Source organism: Sphingobacterium sp. Lzh-3, assembly GCF_046764375.1.
In the GTDB taxonomy this organism is placed as follows: domain Bacteria; phylum Bacteroidota; class Bacteroidia; order Sphingobacteriales; family Sphingobacteriaceae; genus Sphingobacterium.
This window is the reverse complement of the sequence record NZ_CP177226.1, coordinates 5,870,325-5,888,555: the sequence shown is the minus strand read 5'-3', so window position 1 is coordinate 5,888,555 and position 18,231 is coordinate 5,870,325. Positions and strand designations below refer to the sequence as shown.

Sequence of the window (18,231 nt, the reverse complement as noted above, 5' to 3'; positions counted from 1 at the left end):
ATAATAATGCAAATACAGGTAACAATGTACTTTATTTGTGCTAATTTAGATGCGGTTTTCACAAAAGCAGTGGCTTAATCAGCTAACCGCAATAAAAAAGATTATGAGCAAAGAACAAATATCCGTTTTTGATATGTTTAAGATTGGTATCGGACCTTCGAGTTCGCATACCTTAGGCCCTTGGCGCGCAGCCCAGCAATTTACGGCTGTTCTCAAGTCAAAAGGGGTATTAAATGAGGTCGAACAGGTTAAAATCTTGCTTTATGGGTCTTTGGCTAAGACTGGTGCAGGTCACGGTACTGATATTGCCGTTCTACTGGGACTAAGCGGAGATGATCCGGTTACCTTTGATGTCAATAGAGTGACACCCAAAGTCGAACATATCAAGGCGGTCGGTGAACTGGAAGTTGCTGGCGAACGGACGATTCCTTTTTCCTATCAGGAAGACCTCCTGTTTCTATATGCCGAAAGCTTGCCTTTTCATCCCAATGCCGTTACCTTTCAGGCCTTCCTATCAAATGGTAAGGCAATTACAGAAACTTATTATTCTATAGGTGGCGGTTTTGTGGTGCAGGAAAATGATACGGAAAGCGTCCTGTCTGAAGTGGATCTTCCATTTCCTGTAGATACTGCACACGAACTCTTGCATTGGACGATGAAAACGGGGCTGAAAATCTCTGAGCTGGTCCTTGAAAATGAATGTGCATGGCGTGAAGAAAGTGAAACCGTAGCAGGCGTATTGAATATTTATAAAACAATACACGAATGTATCTACCGGGGCTGTCACACCGGAGGGACATTGCCGGGGGGGCTAAACGTTGAGCGAAGAGCAGCCAAGCTGAATAAGAAATTAATGCAGGGACGTACCTATCAAGATTACGAGTCCTGGGTAGCGGCCATTCGGGAGGGCGGCCAAAACTTTCAATATATTCTGGATTGGGTAAGTTGTTTTGCTCTTGCTGTAAATGAGGAAAATGCCTCCTTCGGACGTGTGGTTACAGCGCCTACCAATGGGGCTTCGGGCGTTATCCCGGCTGTATTGCAATATTATATTACTTTTCATGACGGTATGCGTGAAAATAAAATTATCCAATTTATTCTTACGGCATCTGAAATCGGTTCGATCTTTAAGAAAAATGCAACGATCTCTGCTGCAATGGGCGGCTGTCAGGCCGAGATTGGGGTTTCATCAGCGATGGCTGCCGGCGCGCTGACAGAAGTGTTGGGTGGATCGCAGCGTCAGGTTCTGATGGCTGCCGAGATTGCGATGGAACATCATCTTGGATTAACATGCGATCCAATTGGTGGATTGGTACAGATTCCTTGTATTGAGCGTAATACTATGGGAGCCATTAAGGCAATTACTGCTGCGCAATTAGCACTACAATCCAACCCAGATAAGGCAAAAGTGAGCCTGGATACTGTGGTTAAGACCATGTGGGAGACGGCTTTGGATATGAATGCTAAATATAAAGAAACAGCAGACGGTGGATTGGCCGTCAATATTCCATTGAGTTTGCCGGAATGTTAATGACTGTCTGAGTTTTCTCGTTTTTCGTATCTTTGACGCGGTAACATAGATATATTCTTATAAATAGCGTAAACGAATGAAATATTGTGCAATCGCCTCCGGAAGTAATGGAAACTGTTATTATGTGGCTAAAGATGATTCGGCTATTTTGATCGATGCCGGAATCAACAGTAAACATATACACCTTCGGATGTACAATCTGGGTATTTTACCGACTCAGATCAAGGCGATTTTCATTACCCATGAACATTCTGATCATATCAGAGGCCTATCCGTATTTGCCAAAAAATATAATCTACCGGTTTATATCACCAAGGGGAGTTACGATGGTACCCGATTGCATCTTCCGTCCCATTTGGTCCATATAATCTCTCCGGACGAAGTCGTTGAAATTGGAGGTCTCAAGGTGTATGGTATTCCCAAATATCACGATGCCAAAGAACCCTGTAGTTTCCTTGTTTCAGATGGGACATACAATATCGGGGTATTGACGGATATAGGACGGCCTTGTGAAAATGTACAGCATGTTATTCAGCATTCGGATGTATTGCTTCTGGAATCAAATTATGATGAGGAGATGTTGCGTACTGGACGATATTCGTATTTTCTGAAAAACCGAATCAGCAGTGGTTGGGGACACCTTTCAAATCGTGTTGCCGTCGAACTATTTAATGCCTATAAAACCGATCGCCTTAAACATCTTATCCTAACTCACCTCTCCGGCGAAAATAATACGGTCGATCTGGTTCAGCAGACTTTCGAACCACATTGCGAACGTATCCAGCTTCATGTAGCGACACGTTACCAGGAAACAGAATTGTTCGACCTGAAACTTGTGCTAGAGAATCGTGTAACCGCTTTTTCAATTCCTTCTGCACTCTCTTCCTAGTTTAAAAAGCTCGTTTTGTATGCTGTATTTCTTCAGCCAAAGCGTAAGAATACTGTAAAATAAAAAAATTAGTTGATTTAAAAAGATTTCCTGTTATATTTGCTTTGTTTTTAATCAGTCTAAATAACTATTTGTATGCTTATTTGGACAAAAAAGAAACAAAAACACCATGTAATAGACGGCAATCTATCACATGGCGTAAATCTACATACAGCGGCAACTGGATGTAGAAGACTGAACAGCACGCTGTGTCAGTTACTCCCGATATACGATATGGAAGAACTTGCAAGATAACGAATTTTATTGTCTTATTCGTTGTAGAGCTCGCTTAAACCAGCAAATTCTCCCATAATAAGTTGAAGAAAACTAAACATCAATCAACATATTATGAAAATTTTAATTTCATTTTTTACATTTCTTGCGGTATTACTGTGTAGTCATACCAGTCATGCACATGCCCTTTGGATTGAATCATCTTCTTATGGGACGTTAAACCAATCCCATGAAGTCAAGGTATATTACGGTGAGTTTGCAACGAATGAAAGAGATCAGGTCGACAAATGGTACTCCGACGTGAAGGACTTCTCATTAATGTTGCATGCTCCGGGAAAGGAACCCATCAAACTTCAGTTGACAAATAAAGGCGATCACTTTAGCGGTTCATTTCAACCTACAGCAGCAGGAACCTATTTTCTGTCTATTGTTAAAGCAGCTAAAGATCTCGGCGGCAAAACGAAGTATGAATTTTCTTCCTTAGTCCCTGTTGTCGTAGGAAAGTCTGCAACACTTGATTATAAGGGCGTAAACAATCCATTGCAGATTGAGTTGCTTGGTGCGGCTAACGCAAAAAAAGGACAAAGCGTACAAGCAAAGATCACCAGCTTCGGCAAAGTTGTGCCTCAGGCCAAAGTTTCTGTTTTTTCTGCTACAGGTTGGGGAAAAGAGTTTGTTGCCGACGAGAATGGTATCCTGACATTTGATGCAATCTGGTCGGGCCCATACGTTTTGGAAGCAAGTACCTTTGCGGAGACAGCCGGTGAACATGAAGGGAAACCCTATGCTTCGGCATGGCAGGGAAGTACGACTTTTATTACCATCAAATAATTGCAGGTACAGCGCAGACAAAATAATAAAGGGTCCATCTGAAACAATGGAAACACCAATGGACCCTTGCAAAAAAGAATATCTAAAAGATGTCTACTATAAAAAACATCTACCACACTACATTCATGAATCAAACTTTATCCTTTTTAGCTATTCCTGTGATTAGTTCATTTTTTTCTGTTGCACAGGCACAGACGAACAAAATAATTGAAGGAATTCTTATCAATGAAAAATCTGAACCGATCACAGGGGCAACAGTAAAATTGACCAATACGGGTGTGACCACCAGCACCGATAGTGCGGGGCATTTCGCTTTTCATAAGCTTTCATCCAAAACCTATCATATCGAGATTAAAGCGATCGGTTACGGCAAGCACACGATGGAAGTGAACGTAAAAGATGAGGTGACAAACCTTGGTCCCATCATCTTAAAAGACCAATCGCAAGCTATCGACGAAGTTGCGGTTTATGGTAAATACTATGAGCATTATAAGTTTGACAGTATCTCCGGATCGTTACGTCTTAAAACACCAATCTTGGAGTTGCCTCAAAATATACAGGTTATTTCGTCTGATTTAATGGCCGATCAACAGGTTTTCGACATTGTTGACGGTATTACACGTAATGTCAGTGGCGCTACACGTCAAGGCCATTGGGACAACCAGTATGCCAATATACGCATGCGTGGCTCTAAGATCCCAGCATTCCGTAATGGGATGAATATCGAAGCTTCTTGGGGGCCTACAGCCGAAGATGCAAGTATGATCGAACGGATCGAATTTGTAAAGGGGCCTGCTGGATTTATGTTAGCCAATGGCGAACCAGGAGGGTTCTATAATGTTGTGACTAAAAAACCGACAGGAAATACCAAGGGATCTGTGACGCTGAATACAGGTAGTTTTAGTACGTATCGTGCTGCCGTTGACCTGGACGGTAAATTGCGGAAAGATGGCAAGCTACTTTATCGTCTGAATGTAGCTGGTCAACAAAAAGACTTTTTTACAAAATATAATTACAGTAACCGGCTTGTTATAGCGCCAGTGGTTACCTATAAAGTAGATTCTTTGACGAACTTAACATTTGAATACACCTACCAAGGGTCTACCTACCTATCAAATGGTAATTATACGTTCTCACCCAAAGGATTTGCCGATCCGGGTATTGCCAATGACTTCTTCTATGGCGATCCTTCCATGGAGCCCGGAAAACTAAAAGACCATAGTGCCTATATTTATCTGGACCGCAAACTAAACGATAATTGGAAATTGCATGCACAGATGGCCTATTTCAATTTTGATATGAAAGCCACAAGTACATGGCTGAATTACATGAAAGCCAATGGCGATATGCCACGTTATTACAGTATTGCCGACGAACACGGTGAAAATAGTTTTGGTCAGGTTTCTTTAAACGGAGAAGAATATACCGGAAGTGTTCGTCATCGGATTTTAATCGGTGCCGACTATGGAAATAAGAAGTTCTGGGGCGATTTTAGAACGATTTTAGATTCGATTCCTTCAGCTTCGCTCAACGTCTATGATCCTAAATACGGTATTCCAGGCAATGTATTCCCTACGCTGGATCGTTCGCAGAGTGTAAAGGTCCGTGCGGGCGGTAGCAATTACGTGACTTCAACAAACTATATGTCATTCTACGCGCATGATGAATTGGCCTTCCTGGAAGAGAAATTGCGTTTATCGCTTGGCTTACGCTATACAATTAATGAGACCATAGGAAAAACGTCTGTAGCTGACAGAACCGATAAAGCATTTACGCCGAGGGTAGGGTTGAGCTATTCGATCGATAAATCCATGAGTATTTATGGCTTGTTTGATCAATCTTTTGTTCCTGTCGCTGGTACCGACTGGGAAGGTAATGCTTTCAAACCAATACGCGGAAATGATTTAGAAGCGGGTATAAAGAAAGAATGGATGGGCGGAAAATGGATCTCCACGTTAAGTGCCTACACTATTGCCCGTAAAAATGCGCTGGTAGCTGACCCCGATCCGAGCCACGTCGTTAATGGTGTGTCATTCCAGACCCAATTGGGAGAGACCAGAAGTAAGGGTATCGAATTTGATGTCACCGGTGAAATTATTAAGGGGCTAAATGTGAATGCAAATTATGCCTTGACAGATTCAAAGATCTCCAAAGATACCAAAGAAGAAAATATTGGTAATATCACTCCGAATACGGCCAAACATACAGCCAATGCATTTGTATCCTATCGTATTCAGGATGGGAAAGTGCGTGGACTTGGCTTTATGGGGAGTGTTCAGGGAATGTTTGACCGTGCAGTTGGGACTACAAAAGAAAGTAATTTCAAGAATTATCTGCGTACAGATGCAGGCATCAGCTATCAAAAAGGGAAGTATGCCATTTCGGTCGTAATCAATAATGTGTTGGACAACCGCAAATTGCTGACTGCTGGATCGATCTCCAAAGCAAGCGCGGCAGTTCAGAAGCTCGGTGGTGTGGATTATTATTCCTATATCGTCGAAGCTAGACGTAATTTCCGTATGGGGGTTACCTATAAGTTTTAAATAAACGATCTCGATAAATTATAGAACTGATGTATAGTACATTACTAGTCGTTATCCTCTTTGGAGTATACCTTTTTTACAACACGAGCAAAAAGGTGAAATTTGGCCCTAGGCCACAATGGCTGGAAAAACTGTGCGCACAAACTAAGTTTGTGCGCATTTTGAGCATATTGCTGCTGCTCTTTCCATTTGGCGCCGTTCTCTATATGCAAGGATTTGGCGCCGGCTTTTTTGCTTTTTTTGCCTATTTCATGTGCATGATGTGTCTTGTGGTCCTATTGAATCCTTATCGCTATTTCAAATTATACCCAATTGTGGGGTTGTATGTATTTAGCCTTTGTGTTGAATTATTGATTTCCTAACCGATAAAATATGCCTGCTAATAAAAAATACCTTAGTACGCCCTTTCAACGGTTCCTGAAAATTACAGCCGGATTTATCGGTGGTTATGTTGTCATGCTCTCTTTTCACGTCTTGGTCACACATATTTTTGAGAAAAAGGATGTTGTTGTTACGGCTTGCTTCACGGGCTATCTCCTATGGGCAGTACTCTTACTGTTTGCTTTCCTTGCAAAGAACGGATGGAAAATATGGGGACTATATTTACTCTTGGCTGCAGTTTTTTCGCTGCCTTATTTTTTCAACATGTAATTGACCATGAATAACCGAAATTATAATATCTATTTCAATACGCATACCATTAGTGGCATTATTATTTGCGCCATCCTGTATGTGATATTTTTTGCGGGATCATTTGCATTTTTTAGGAATGAAATTGCTGCCTGGCAGAATAATACGTCCTATAAGACCTATCGCGAAGATCACCAAAACTTTGATCGTTTGCTCGACTCACTCAAAGGACAAACAAATTTGAATGGACGCGATATCACTTTTTATATGCACCGGGAAGGAACCTCCGCTTATGTTGGGCTTAGTGCATCCAATGACAGTCTCTTAAATAAAGAAAATCTAGCGAAGGTAACGCCAGAACAGAAAGCAGCAAAAAAGAAGGGCCGAAGAAGAGGTGGCGATGATGATTCAAAGAACTTTACCTATAATTTTGCAAATAAGAAGTCAGGTGACTATACACAGAATTACGATATGGGTGAATTTCTGTTTCGCTTACACTTCATGGCTCAGCTCAATCAGGTACCCATTAGGGTAGGTATAGCTCCCTTTGGTTATCTTATTGCTGGAATTACCGCTTTTATTTTCTTATTTGCTCTTATTACAGGATTATTGCTGCATTGGGACAAGATCGTCTCAAATTTTTTCGTGTTCAGACCGTTCAGTAAATGGAAAACGGTATGGACCGATATGCATACGGCATTGGGTGTTATCGGTTTTCCATTTCAATTTATCTTTGCGGTAACAGGTACGTTTTTGATCATTAACTCTGTCCTGGCTTTGCCGCTGAGCAAGTTGTTGTATGAGGGTGATCAACAAAAAATGTATCAGGAGATGGGGGTTAGTGCCGAGACCGATTTTCCTTATACCTACAAACCTTTAAAGGCAGACATTAAGATCGCTCCATTTTTGGATCTGGCAAAATATAAATGGCCTGAATCCGATTTTCAGCGCATTACGATCAAAAACTATGCAGATTCCAATATGCATGTTGTCATGGAGCTGGAGCCGCAGTTTAATAAGAGCTTTGCTGGATCCGGTATATTGTCTGTGCGAGCTATCGACAATAAAATTGTGGCCGAAAAATCCCCGATCAGTGATGCTACCTATGCCGATGGTGTCCGCAGTCTTTTATACCGTCTGCATTATGGTGATTATGGCGGTTATCCGCTTAAGATGGTATACTTTATTTTAGGAGTTATGGGCTGTCTGGTCATTATCTCAGGTATATTAATCTGGTTGGTAGCACGTGACAAAAACAATGTAATTCCACGAAAACGGAAATTCAATTTCTGGGCGGCAAATATATTCACGGCAATATGTCTGACCATGTTGCCTGTCACAGCATTGACTTTTATTGCTATTAAATTGAGCCCAGAGGTTAACCAAGATTTTATTTACCGTGTGTACTTCTATAGTTGGCTCGTATTTTCACTGTATTATATTATCAGGAGAAGCATCCGAAGAACCAATCGCGAAACCTTGCTGGTCGGAAGTATCCTGGCATTTTTTATACCACTAGTCAATGGTTTTATAACTGGTAACTGGATCTGGGATACATTTCGCAATGGACAACGTGATATTTTTGTCGTAGACTTTTTATGGCTTATGATCGGTATCATCGGTATAATCGCCTATAACAAGACTAAAAAATTCTTTGAGACTATTCGTTAACAAAGATTCTTTTCTCTCTGCGAAGTAAGTACACTTCGTTTTTTAATTCCAAGGGTGCTCACAAGGTGCCCTTGGAACGTTTATAGGGTAAGGCTTGGGAAAAATCTTTGATGCGATGTTGATCCTTGATGGAAAAGTGGTAATTTTTCCAAAGAAGGTCCCAATGATTTTCCTTCTCCCATTCAGGTTGATGAAATAGACTGGGATTGATTTACTTGGAGTACGGCTTTCTTAGCGTACGGCTTTGAAAAATCGCCCAAGGCGCATCAGATCCTGTGCAGTCTTTTCGTTCCAGTCCACGGCATAGTTGAGCCGAATACAATTCTTAAACTGATCGTGCTGTGTAAACATCCTTCCTGGAGCAAAACTCAACTTTTGCCTTAGGGCATAATCGTAGAGCAGGGTTGAGTCTATTTTAGGGTCCATCTCTAGCCAAAGCACAAACCCACCCTCAGGCTGTGACATTTTTGTGTTTTCTGGAAAATGGGCCTCAATGCTGTTTCTGAAATTGATATAATTGCTGTACAGTTTTTTTCTGAAGCTATTGAGGTGATGGTCGTACCTGCCGATCTGTAAGAATTTGGAAACCGCCTCTTGATAAATTGCAGGCTGCGAAATCGTCTGTATGAGTTTTTGTTTTAGGATCTTATCCTTGTATTGCCCGGGTTCAACCCATCCGAGCCGAAAACTTGGCGCCAATACTTTGGTAAATGATCCACACCACATCACCAGTCCCTCTTCATCAAAATATTTGCATGGCTTGGGCCGTGACGAACCGAAATAGATGTTTCCATACAGGTCGTCTTCAATCAATGGAATATGGTGATGGGCGAGCAGTTTGACCAGTTCCTTTTTATGCTCATCGGGCATGAGCGCGCCCAATGGATTGCTAAAATTGGTAACGAAGCAACAGACATCAATTTTATGAATAACTTTTTTCAGGGCATCTAATTCAATTCCCGTAATAGGGTGGGTCGGAATCTCGATGGTTTTGAGACCCAGTAATTGAAAGGCCTGAATAAAACCAAAATAAAGGGGGCTTTCCACCGCGATGGTGTCGCCGGGCTTAGTGACAGCCCGAAGGCAGCTGTAGATCGCATTCATGGCACCCGATGTGATAATAAGATCCTCGTCACTTATTTTTCCTTCAAGTACCAATGACCATTTGGCAATTTCTTTTCGCAAGCTTGGACTTCCCTGTACCTGTCCGTATTGATCACCGTAATCATGCAGTTCATGAACCGACTCTATAATGCATCGATTGAGTTTCTGAATCGGAAGTAATGATGCACTGGGTAAACCCAGTGAAAAGCGTGTAATTTCCTTGTCTTCCAGGGAGTGAAAAACTTTATCGATCAATGCTGCAGGATCTTGTTTTTTTTCGTCTATTTTAAACGTGGAAATAGACGGAATAGCCATCCGACGAAGCCCCGACCGGCTAACAAAATAGCCTGATTTTGGTCGTGATTCAATGAGAGATCTACTCTCTAATTCCATATAGGCGCTTTTTGCTGTATTTAAACTTACATTGTATAGCTTCTGAGCGCTCCGGACAGAGGGCAAACGATCTCCATAGACCAAAGAGCCATTTTTGATCTGGCTCTCAACAATATTGGCTATTTTCTTATATAACAGTTGCTGCTCCATGCTTATGCTAATTTACTGTTTCTGTTTTGATTTAACCAGTCGTTATATCGGTGAATTCCTTTTCTGAGCAATTCTTCCGAACCAAATAGGTCAATCAACTGGTGCTCGAAGAAGGATTGTGCTTTTTCCGTGAATACTTTGGAGAGCGTGTCCGAAATAGGAGCTTCGTAGGTAATTTCGATCGATAACAGATTTTTTTTGCAGATTGTTACGGACGAAAAAGCTGTTAATTGATTACATTGATCGAGTGCCATAAAAGGCATGCCTATCGAGTCTGTATCCAGTTGTTTTTTGTTGAGTATTTCTTTGATAAGCGCTAAATCAGAAAGATCCACTTGTCTGATCAGATACGGTTGATTTGCAGTTGTCGCCATAAGAATAAATCTTTTTGCTAATTTAAGAAGGGTACAGGATGCTGTTTAGGTACAGAGTGTTGTTAAAATAAGGGTACAGAAAAAAATAAGATGACCATGAGTTTTTTTAATTTCCATTTGAGATCTTTACACTAGGAAAAGGATATCTCTGGATCCATAAATTATGAACTCGTATGCATAGCTTGTTTCCGTTATTTATCGCGATGATCGCGATCATCGTATTGATCGAAATGTGGGCCACCAAACTACGGATAGCCTATCCCATTCTCTTGGTTCTGGCGGGGCTATTGATCAGTTTTATTCCCACTTTGCCCGTAGTGACAATTGATCCGGATGTCATCTTCCTCATTTTTCTACCACCACTGCTCTTTGAGGCCTCTTGGTCTATTTCGTTTAAGGAGATGAAGAAATGGTGGCGCATTATAGGGAGTTTTGCCTTCTTGGTTGTATTCTTTACCGCACTTTCCGTTGCCGTAGTTGCCAATTATTATATACCGGGGTTTACATTAGCGCTGGGTTTTCTGCTGGGGGGCATAGTATCACCGCCGGATGCCGTCAGTACGGGGGCGATTATGAAATTTGTAAAAGTTCCCAAAGCCACTTCTGCTATCTTGGAAGGCGAAAGTCTATTAAATGATGCTTCTTCCTTGATCATTGTCCGTTTTGCCCTTATTGCCGTTGGGACAGGGCAATTTGTATGGGGACAAGCTGCGGTATCCTTTATCTGGATGCTTGTCGGTGGTGTGGGTATTGGCCTGTTATTGGGTTGGTTCTTTATACAGGCACACAAACGTCTACCGACCGATGCACCGTCGGACATTGCACTTACCTTGATTGAACCCTACTTTATGTATTGGATTGCAGAGCAATTCCATAGTTCAGGTGTGTTGGCTGTTGTTGCTGGAGGTCTTTTGATGTCCGGTCAGCGGTTGACATTTCTCAATAGTACAAGTCGGGTACGTGGTCTGAGTGTCTGGGAGAGCTTTGTATTTATTCTAAATGGTATTGTATTTTTTATTATTGGATTGGATCTTCCGGAGATTGTTGACGGTCTGCGATCCAATGGAACTTCACTGCGGGAAGCCATCGGGTACGGTCTTTTGGTAACGGCAGTATTGATTCTTGCCCGTATCATCAGCTCGTATGCGGCTATGATTGCTACCCTAATTTTCCGTCCTGCTGTCGCTCCAAGGTCACGGTCCCTCAAACAGCGTTTTCTAATGCCCCTTTTGTTGGGCTGGACTGGCATGCGCGGGGTTGTATCACTGGCAGCAGCATTGTCCATTCCTGTCGTTATGAACGGTGTGGCTGTTCCGCAGCGAAACCTGATCTTATTTATCACCTTTGTGGTGATCTTATCCACGCTCTTGATACAAGGGCTTACCTTACCCTACTTGATCAAAAGAACCAGACTATTTGAAACTTTTGAAGAAGAGCCTGAAGAGCAGGTCCGTACGCGCATGAAGCAAGGGTTAAAACATCATGTTTACCAATTTCTAAAAGATAAACATGAGAAAGAGCTGCACAATCGCGATGTTATGGACCGTATTTTGAAACATTGGGAGGAAAAGGTGAATGCGGCGGATGATTCCTGGATGAACGAAAAAACGAAAGTGATATTTATGGAGCTTTTGGATGTGCAGCGGGAGTATCTTCAGAAGCTAAACTGTGAGTCGACCATTGATGAGGGGATTGTTCGTTCGCAGTTATATCAACTCGACTTGGAAGAAGAGCGATTGCGGCGGATCTAACCATGTAGTTGTGTAAAGCGACCGACGAGAATAATACTTGTATAACTAAAGGCTCCAAAGGAGCCAGGATAAAATATGAAAGTAATCATAACAGGAGCCACCGGAATGGTTGGCGAAGGCGTTTTGCTGGAATGCCTCCAAAACGATAAGGTAACAGCTGTGTTGAGCATTTCGCGTCGTACCGCGGCCATTCAACATCCTAAATTGAAGGAACTTTTGGTTGAAGACTTTACTAAACTCTCGCTATTTAGAGATGCGATTGCAGGGTATGATGCCTGTTTTTACTGTGCTGGCGTGAGTTCTGTGGGAATGAAAGAAGATAAGTACCGTTATATTACGTATGATACGACACTGGCTTTTGCAAAGTCCCTGCTGGAAATTAATCCGGAGATCAGTTTTATTTATGTGTCCGGCGGAAGCACCGATAGTACGGAGCAAGGCAAGGTGATGTGGGCTAGGGTTAAGGGTAAGAGAGAGAATGATCTGGCCAAATTACCGTTCAAAAAGGAGTATAACTTTAGACCGGGGGCAATGACGACTGTTGCAGGGCAAAAGCATGCCAATCCTTTTGCTTTTGTGGCCAAAATCATTAAGTTTTTTGCCCCTTCGGCAGTACTATCCTTGCATGAGGTCGGAAGGGCGATGATACATGCAGTGGAAAGCGATGGTGTTAAGAATATATTGGAGGTTAAAGATATTCGCGCTTTGGCTTAAAGCGTGCGGGATGTTATGGCTATGCCCATTGCCAGTTTAGTTCTTCCCGATAGTCTATTTGAAGGCGCTGGCAAAGTTGCTGCAGGAAAACGTTGAATTCAGTGATTTCTGATAGTTGATTTTTTGGAAAAAATAATTGGTCAGCCATTTTTAATTTTATAAAAAAAGCCGAGGACGTTTCCGTTATATATAAATTGGCTGAATGAACAAATCTATTTGTCGTGTAATAGTTGTTTCTGCGTAATTTTCTAACGACTGGTTAATCTCCATTTTGTTAAATATTTGTATAATAACCGGAATAATTCCGATTATTTGCAAATTATTTGACATAATTATAGTTGGGACTACTAGTTTGTAATATGCTTTCTATTCAACTTGTGCAAGCAGCTGCTGAACTGAAATCTTTTAAAAATAAATTTCCATTTCGCTGTTACACTTTCGATAAATGTTTGGCGGAATTCTTAAAGACTTCACTGATGGATTTTTTGTGGATTCAATCGCATTTAAAGCAATATTATATTTATAAAAAAGTCTTATAAAATTTCAATTCACCAAAAGTAATGCTTTTTGGTGAATATACTCACTAAAAAGCATTACTTTTGGTGAATATAAAATGGGTTATGATAGAGCGATTAATCAAAAATAATTTGGAGCAAGCACTTTTTAAAGGAAAAACTATCCTATTAATTGGTCCGCGGCAAGTAGGTAAAACTACACTGATCAAAGATATACTCTCTGGTGGCGATTATTTGTTTTTGGATGGAGATGATCCCTTGATAAGGACTTATCTAAACAACCCTAATACAAAAGAGATTGAAACGATTATTGGTCAAGCTAAAGTGGTATTTATTGATGAAGCACAGCGCATCGAAAATATTGGTTTAACGGCAAAAATTATACACGACCAATTTAAAGATGTACAACTTATTCTAAGCGGATCCTCGGCTCTTGAGCTGAAAACGCATACACATGAGCCATTGACAGGACGTAAGAGAGAGTTCAATCTATTTCCAATTTCCTATGCCGAATATGAGAATAATACTGGCTTTCTCAATGCTGAAGGCGATTTGGAAACTAGATTGGTTTATGGATTTTACCCAGAATCGATAACTAGTCGCGGTGAAGAGCGGGAAGTCCTCAATGAGATTTCTCAAAGTTATTTATATCGGGATATTTTAGCCTTGGCGAATATCAAAAAGCCAGAAGTTCTAGAAAAGATTCTTCAAGCTTTAGCTTTTCAAATCGGATCTGAAGTAAGTTATAATGAAATTGCCCAGCTGACAGGAGTTGATAAAAACACCGTGTCTAATTATATCCATCTCTTGGAAATTTCTTACATTATATTTCCCCTGACATCGTTTAGCCGAAACCTGCGTAATGAAATAAAGACAAATCGAAAGATATATTTTTATGACAACGGAATCCGCAATGCTGTGATACAAAACTTTAATCCAATTGAATTAAGAGATGATGTGGGTGCCCTTTGGGAGAACTTTTTGATTTCAGAACGCTTAAAACATAACAGTTATAGCCGGCGTTTTATTAATAAGTACTTTTGGCGCACTAAACAGCAGCAAGAAATTGATTACGTAGAAGAAGCGGATGGTAAAATAACTGGCTACGAATTTAAATGGAATCCTAAGGCGAAAGCAAAAATACCATCAAATTTTGTAGAAGCCTATAGTGCAGATGTTCAGGTAATCTCAAAGGATAATTTTAGAGCGTTTATTGGTCTTTGATAGCATTTGAATCATGGTGCTCAGGCTTCTGTTTTTAATAATCTCTTTTATTCAACTTGTTCGACCAGCTGTTGGCTGGAAATCTTCTCAAAATAGATTTCCATCTCATTGTTACATTTTTCGATAAACGTTTTGGTGAGTTCCTGCAATCTTAGGATGGTTAGTGGATCTCCTTTGTAATTTGCATTGTACCTAAATTGCTGCTGTGCTTCCGTAATATTCTTAAAAGCGGCGAAATGTTCCTCATGGTCAAGGCAGAATGTTGCGTAGGCATCAGGGACTATCAATTTGCAGAGTGTCATTAGAAAAGTCAGGTTGACACGTTGCGGTTTGTATTGGATGACGGAATTGATTACGCCGAGACAAACCTGCTCCAACGCTTGCGATAGCATATAATATGTGGCCTCGATGCTTATTGACGACCAGTCTTCCTCGTAGGGTAAATATAATGTGCGCGCATTATTATAGCGCGTCTTCCACTGTTGATGTACATATTCAAGATCGAGCTGTGGGGCAACGATACTTTCCAGATCGATATTTGCTATTGATGGATTCTGAAACCAGATGTCACCGGCTTTCAGGAGTGAAAGAAAAAAGGGATGACCCTTTGAAAGCTGTTTGCTGAAAGTGGTGGTGTTTTCAAGGGCGAGCGTAAGCGATACATTGTTGGGGAGCAAATCCGTAATGAGTTGGGGCAGATTATTGATCTCGGCGTTTAAAGTATCATAAACGACAAAAATATAATAGTTATGCGTGATGCAATCATTTTTTGCCCTTCGGAGCGCATTCTGATAGTGGTGATGATCAGAATCATATCCGAAACATACTACCAGCGCAGGCGTGCAATAGCGCTCTATAGCGTTTAAAATGAGGTCTCGATAATTGGCGTTACAATAGTTTTGTTTGTATATTTCATTGTTATTTTTGCAATTTTCAACTTCGTTGTTAGCAACTGGGACTGGGTTAAGTTTTGACTTGATTTCTTCGAATAAAAGATTGGAATAATCGTAGATCCAGTTTAATGTATTGATAGCAATTTGATAGGCTGTTTCTAATACATCTTCATCGATAAAATAGTCAAAGTGATATCGATAGTCAATGTAAGCTTTGTTGATTTTTTCCAACGCTTGTTTGTTTTCCATGTTATCAGCTAATGTGCCGAGGCGATCGTCGAAAGCTTTGAGATAGTTTATATGGTTTTTTAGCGAATGGGACTTTTTATCTTCAACGACGAGGATATTTTCTGCTGTTCTAAATGCAAGTTCTAACGCTTGATGTAGCATGAATGCCGCGTGTGCATAATTTTTATGTTCGAAATAGAAATTGTAGCCATCTATAAAAGATCGAATTTTGCCCTTTTCCTTATCGATATATGTCCGTGTTTTTTCGATGACTTCGTCACTTTTATTATTTGGTAAGACAAGGGGGATGTCTTGCACAGGATTCTGATAAATGCGGTTTTCAGGTTGACAAATAAGATAGGCTCGGCCTAAACCTTGATTTATTTTTTGTTGTATTTCGTGGGTGAAGTTCACATTGATATACACATTGGGATAGGAACCAACGGTTTTGTTTATCAGACTGTTTGCATCGGAAAATCGAATTCCGGCATTTGACGTAAGATTGACTTGTAACATCTGATACTTTTTGCCATCGTGGTCAAAAGTCCAATGGTAGATTTCATCGACAGCAACGGCACGGAGGATTGCCTCGATAATAGGGTTAATATCGGTGTTCATAATATGGATTGAATAAATGGGCTTTATATTTCTGTTTCTAGAAGAGCTGTTTGTTTTTGATTGAGAGATTCTATCTCTTCAGAAAAAGCTGTTAAATAGGAGAGTTCTATTATTTTGATCATAGTCTGGTAAATTCGTGTACTGTAATCTGAATAGGCGCCGGTATATCGGTTTTTGGCGAGGCCATAGTTGATCCATTCATACAAGATTTCATTCCATTCTTGTTGATCGTATGTTTTAACTGTTGCTAATAGTGCTGACAAAGGATTGTCTAGTTCTTCATTCGATACATAATAAAGTATAATCTCCTCTTTTGCATGCCTAATCAAAACTGATTGGCATTCGGGCAATATTGAAAATGAATTATCAATACGCATTGGAAGGATAGGGTATTCCTCAGATTTATTGGATAACATTTCTAATAAGGCGTAAAGGCAAGCATAGTTAAAGAGTAGATTTGCCCCCGAAAATTTACTGTTTTCATGATTAGCAGACCAGAATTCTTTTTCGTCGATGACCGTTTGGTACCAATATCGAATATCTTCTCGCCAGCCATTTAGATTGTCTCTATCAAAGAAATCTTTTAATGCTGAGATGGAATACGGTTGGGAAGCAAGCCATTCGGGCGATATGATGCGTTTTTTTGGGTGAAGTATTTCGTCTTCTGTTTCGTCCAAAGATTGCTGGGTTTGGCACTGCTCATCTGCAATGTCTTCTTGATTTTCTATAACATTGTTTGGAGGTATTTGATTTTCATAGATCTTTCCGAGAGAAGCCGCTAGACGCAGTAAGAATTCTTTTACAGCAACAATTTCATGACCGTTATTGCCTAAAAAGCCGTTATCTCTGTCTCCTAAACTTATCCATAAATCATCAAGAATGCTGTACCATTGTTGTAAAGACTCGTAAGAAAAAAAACGGCTAATGCTGTCTGCTGCTGTATCAATATTACTTGCACAGGAGTCTGTTGATAATAGCTGACTCCAGTAGTCTGAAACGCCTTTGTTGAACTTCAAGGGATGTTCTATTGTTTTTAATTTACATTTCCTAAAAATGACATAGGCCAATTCCACCTGTTCAATTAATTTTCTAGTGAGATATCCGGTAGAGGAACGTGGTGGGTTCATCTTTGCGTTTGAAGCCGCGTTAATTAGCGTATTTAGGTCCGCTAACCAGTCAGGTATGGATGTTTCGCTTTCAAAGAACTCGATGAGATATTTCATCGGATCATCGATGTATTCTTGGGTTAAATAGCGAAAATGTTTCGCTTTTAGTTTCTTTTGCGTATTTTTCATCAGATTATATTTTTTTGAAGTTGATGAAACTGCTACGTAAGGCTAATTATGATCTGTGCACTGATCTAAAGCCTTGTTGGTTTCATATATTTTTTGGTTTGTAAAGTAGTTTATAATTGTCTTCTTTGATGCTAAATTAAGAACTATTTTTCGGTAAAACAAATATTTTATATTAAAATTTTCGGTAATGAGTTCTGTTTTGAAGAGAATTAAGATTGTTGCAGATAGGGAGGGGATGAGCGTTTCAGCTTTTGAAGCTACAATAGGAGCCAGTAAAGGGGTTTTTACTCGTGCGCTTGCCAATGGAACTGATATACAATCTAAATGGCTAATAAATCTTGTTGAAAAATATCCGCAATATTCTTCTGAGTGGTTGCTAAAGGGTGAAGGCGAGATGCTAAAGCCTAAGCTCGTATTAAAAGAAGAAGAGGAAACTTATTTAACTCCCGAATTGGAGGGAATTGCGAACTCTGTGATAAATAGTTTGAGACAGGTTATAGCTTCACAAAATATCACGATAAAATCTCAAGAGAAGACAATTATGTCTTTGGAGAGATTATTGTCTTCATTGGAGCGGGAGATCGAATCCTTAAAGAATTAGTAA

15 protein-coding genes are annotated in these 18,231 nt (G+C 40.4%); 11 read left to right on the top strand and 4 right to left on the bottom strand.

The features are described 5' to 3' along the window. Positions 1-103: 103 nt before the first annotated feature. The 7 genes from ACLCDV_RS24625 to ACLCDV_RS24595 all read left to right on the top strand — a co-directional run bounded on the left by ACLCDV_RS24625 (position 104) and on the right by ACLCDV_RS24595 (position 8,368). Complete coding sequence (locus ACLCDV_RS24625; protein WP_333627357.1) at positions 104-1,531, top strand: L-serine ammonia-lyase; 1,428 nt, start codon at positions 104-106, stop codon at positions 1,529-1,531. Positions 1,532-1,607: 76 nt separating this feature from the next. Beyond that, on the top strand, positions 1,608-2,420 hold the full coding sequence (locus tag ACLCDV_RS24620) for an MBL fold metallo-hydrolase (protein WP_317669204.1): 813 nt from the start codon (positions 1,608-1,610) through the stop codon (positions 2,418-2,420). Positions 2,421-2,807: 387 nt separating this feature from the next. Then, positions 2,808-3,524 carry a DUF4198 domain-containing protein gene (locus ACLCDV_RS24615; protein ID WP_411972477.1) on the top strand — a complete coding sequence of 239 codons (717 nt, stop codon included), beginning with the start codon at positions 2,808-2,810 and terminating at the stop codon, positions 3,522-3,524. Between the two features lie 125 nt (positions 3,525-3,649). Next, positions 3,650-6,067, top strand: coding sequence for a TonB-dependent siderophore receptor (locus ACLCDV_RS24610; RefSeq protein ID WP_411972476.1), 2,418 nt, complete (start codon positions 3,650-3,652; stop codon positions 6,065-6,067). Positions 6,068-6,096: 29 nt separating this feature from the next. Beyond that, a complete protein-coding gene (locus ACLCDV_RS24605) occupies positions 6,097-6,429 on the top strand; it encodes a hypothetical protein (protein ID WP_411972475.1) in 333 nt (110 codons plus the stop codon). 10 nt (positions 6,430-6,439) lie between these two features. After that, complete coding sequence (locus tag ACLCDV_RS24600) at positions 6,440-6,718, top strand: hypothetical protein (protein WP_201667068.1); 279 nt, start codon at positions 6,440-6,442, stop codon at positions 6,716-6,718. Positions 6,719-6,724: 6 nt separating this feature from the next. Continuing rightward, complete coding sequence (locus tag ACLCDV_RS24595; protein WP_411972474.1) at positions 6,725-8,368, top strand: PepSY-associated TM helix domain-containing protein; 1,644 nt, start codon at positions 6,725-6,727, stop codon at positions 8,366-8,368. Between the two features lie 231 nt (positions 8,369-8,599). Here ACLCDV_RS24595 and ACLCDV_RS24590 read toward each other — a convergent pair whose 3' ends face one another. Both ACLCDV_RS24590 and ACLCDV_RS24585 read right to left on the bottom strand, forming a co-directional pair. Continuing rightward, positions 8,600-10,015, bottom strand: a complete 1,416-nt coding sequence (locus ACLCDV_RS24590) for a PLP-dependent aminotransferase family protein (protein ID WP_201667070.1) — start codon at positions 10,013-10,015, stop codon at positions 8,600-8,602. 2 nt (positions 10,016-10,017) lie between these two features. After that, complete coding sequence (locus ACLCDV_RS24585) at positions 10,018-10,389, bottom strand: hypothetical protein (protein ID WP_201667071.1); 372 nt, start codon at positions 10,387-10,389, stop codon at positions 10,018-10,020. A 173-nt stretch (positions 10,390-10,562) separates the two neighbouring features. On the opposite strand from ACLCDV_RS24585, the gene ACLCDV_RS24580 reads away from it, so the two are divergent. From ACLCDV_RS24580 to ACLCDV_RS24570, 3 genes are all read left to right on the top strand, one after another. Continuing rightward, positions 10,563-12,140: a Na+/H+ antiporter gene (locus ACLCDV_RS24580; protein WP_411972473.1), complete on the top strand. Its 1,578-nt coding sequence runs from the start codon at positions 10,563-10,565 to the stop codon at positions 12,138-12,140. Between the two features lie 75 nt (positions 12,141-12,215). After that, positions 12,216-12,854 (top strand): NAD-dependent epimerase/dehydratase family protein, encoded by a 639-nt coding sequence (locus tag ACLCDV_RS24575; RefSeq protein WP_411972472.1) that lies wholly within the window; start codon positions 12,216-12,218, stop codon positions 12,852-12,854. A 620-nt stretch (positions 12,855-13,474) separates the two neighbouring features. Beyond that, positions 13,475-14,593: an ATP-binding protein gene (locus ACLCDV_RS24570; protein ID WP_343570842.1), complete on the top strand. Its 1,119-nt coding sequence runs from the start codon at positions 13,475-13,477 to the stop codon at positions 14,591-14,593. A 47-nt stretch (positions 14,594-14,640) separates the two neighbouring features. Here ACLCDV_RS24570 and ACLCDV_RS24565 read toward each other — a convergent pair whose 3' ends face one another. Together ACLCDV_RS24565 and ACLCDV_RS24560 are read right to left on the bottom strand one after the other, a co-directional pair. Continuing rightward, the gene (locus tag ACLCDV_RS24565) at positions 14,641-16,332 is read right to left on the bottom strand and encodes a HEPN domain-containing protein (protein ID WP_411972471.1); all 1,692 of its coding nucleotides are present in this window, start codon (positions 16,330-16,332) and stop codon (positions 14,641-14,643) included. A gap of 23 nt (positions 16,333-16,355) precedes the next feature. Next, the gene (locus tag ACLCDV_RS24560; protein WP_411972470.1) at positions 16,356-17,627 is read right to left on the bottom strand and encodes a hypothetical protein; all 1,272 of its coding nucleotides are present in this window, start codon (positions 17,625-17,627) and stop codon (positions 16,356-16,358) included. A 187-nt stretch (positions 17,628-17,814) separates the two neighbouring features. On the opposite strand from ACLCDV_RS24560, the gene ACLCDV_RS24555 reads away from it, so the two are divergent. Continuing rightward, positions 17,815-18,228: a hypothetical protein gene (locus ACLCDV_RS24555; RefSeq protein ID WP_343570845.1), complete on the top strand. Its 414-nt coding sequence runs from the start codon at positions 17,815-17,817 to the stop codon at positions 18,226-18,228. The last annotated feature ends 3 nt before the right edge of the window (positions 18,229-18,231 follow it).

What these genes read in the sequence shown, in the direction of transcription:
- ACLCDV_RS24625 (WP_333627357.1), top strand. Translation starts at nt 104, where the DNA reads ATGAGCAAAGAACAAATATCCGTTTTTGATATGTTTAAGATTGGTATC.
- ACLCDV_RS24620 (WP_317669204.1), top strand. Translation starts at nt 1,608, where the DNA reads ATGAAATATTGTGCAATCGCCTCCGGAAGTAATGGAAACTGTTATTAT.
- ACLCDV_RS24615 (WP_411972477.1), top strand. Translation starts at nt 2,808, where the DNA reads ATGAAAATTTTAATTTCATTTTTTACATTTCTTGCGGTATTACTGTGT.
- ACLCDV_RS24610 (WP_411972476.1), top strand. Translation starts at nt 3,650, where the DNA reads ATGAATCAAACTTTATCCTTTTTAGCTATTCCTGTGATTAGTTCATTT.
- ACLCDV_RS24605 (WP_411972475.1), top strand. Translation starts at nt 6,097, where the DNA reads ATGTATAGTACATTACTAGTCGTTATCCTCTTTGGAGTATACCTTTTT.
- ACLCDV_RS24600 (WP_201667068.1), top strand. Translation starts at nt 6,440, where the DNA reads ATGCCTGCTAATAAAAAATACCTTAGTACGCCCTTTCAACGGTTCCTG.
- ACLCDV_RS24595 (WP_411972474.1), top strand. Translation starts at nt 6,725, where the DNA reads ATGAATAACCGAAATTATAATATCTATTTCAATACGCATACCATTAGT.
- ACLCDV_RS24590 (WP_201667070.1), bottom strand. Translation starts at nt 10,015, where the DNA reads ATGGAGCAGCAACTGTTATATAAGAAAATAGCCAATATTGTTGAGAGC.
- ACLCDV_RS24585 (WP_201667071.1), bottom strand. Translation starts at nt 10,389, where the DNA reads ATGGCGACAACTGCAAATCAACCGTATCTGATCAGACAAGTGGATCTT.
- ACLCDV_RS24580 (WP_411972473.1), top strand. Translation starts at nt 10,563, where the DNA reads ATGCATAGCTTGTTTCCGTTATTTATCGCGATGATCGCGATCATCGTA.
- ACLCDV_RS24575 (WP_411972472.1), top strand. Translation starts at nt 12,216, where the DNA reads ATGAAAGTAATCATAACAGGAGCCACCGGAATGGTTGGCGAAGGCGTT.
- ACLCDV_RS24570 (WP_343570842.1), top strand. Translation starts at nt 13,475, where the DNA reads ATGATAGAGCGATTAATCAAAAATAATTTGGAGCAAGCACTTTTTAAA.
- ACLCDV_RS24565 (WP_411972471.1), bottom strand. Translation starts at nt 16,332, where the DNA reads ATGAACACCGATATTAACCCTATTATCGAGGCAATCCTCCGTGCCGTT.
- ACLCDV_RS24560 (WP_411972470.1), bottom strand. Translation starts at nt 17,627, where the DNA reads ATGAAAAATACGCAAAAGAAACTAAAAGCGAAACATTTTCGCTATTTA.
- ACLCDV_RS24555 (WP_343570845.1), top strand. Translation starts at nt 17,815, where the DNA reads ATGAGTTCTGTTTTGAAGAGAATTAAGATTGTTGCAGATAGGGAGGGG.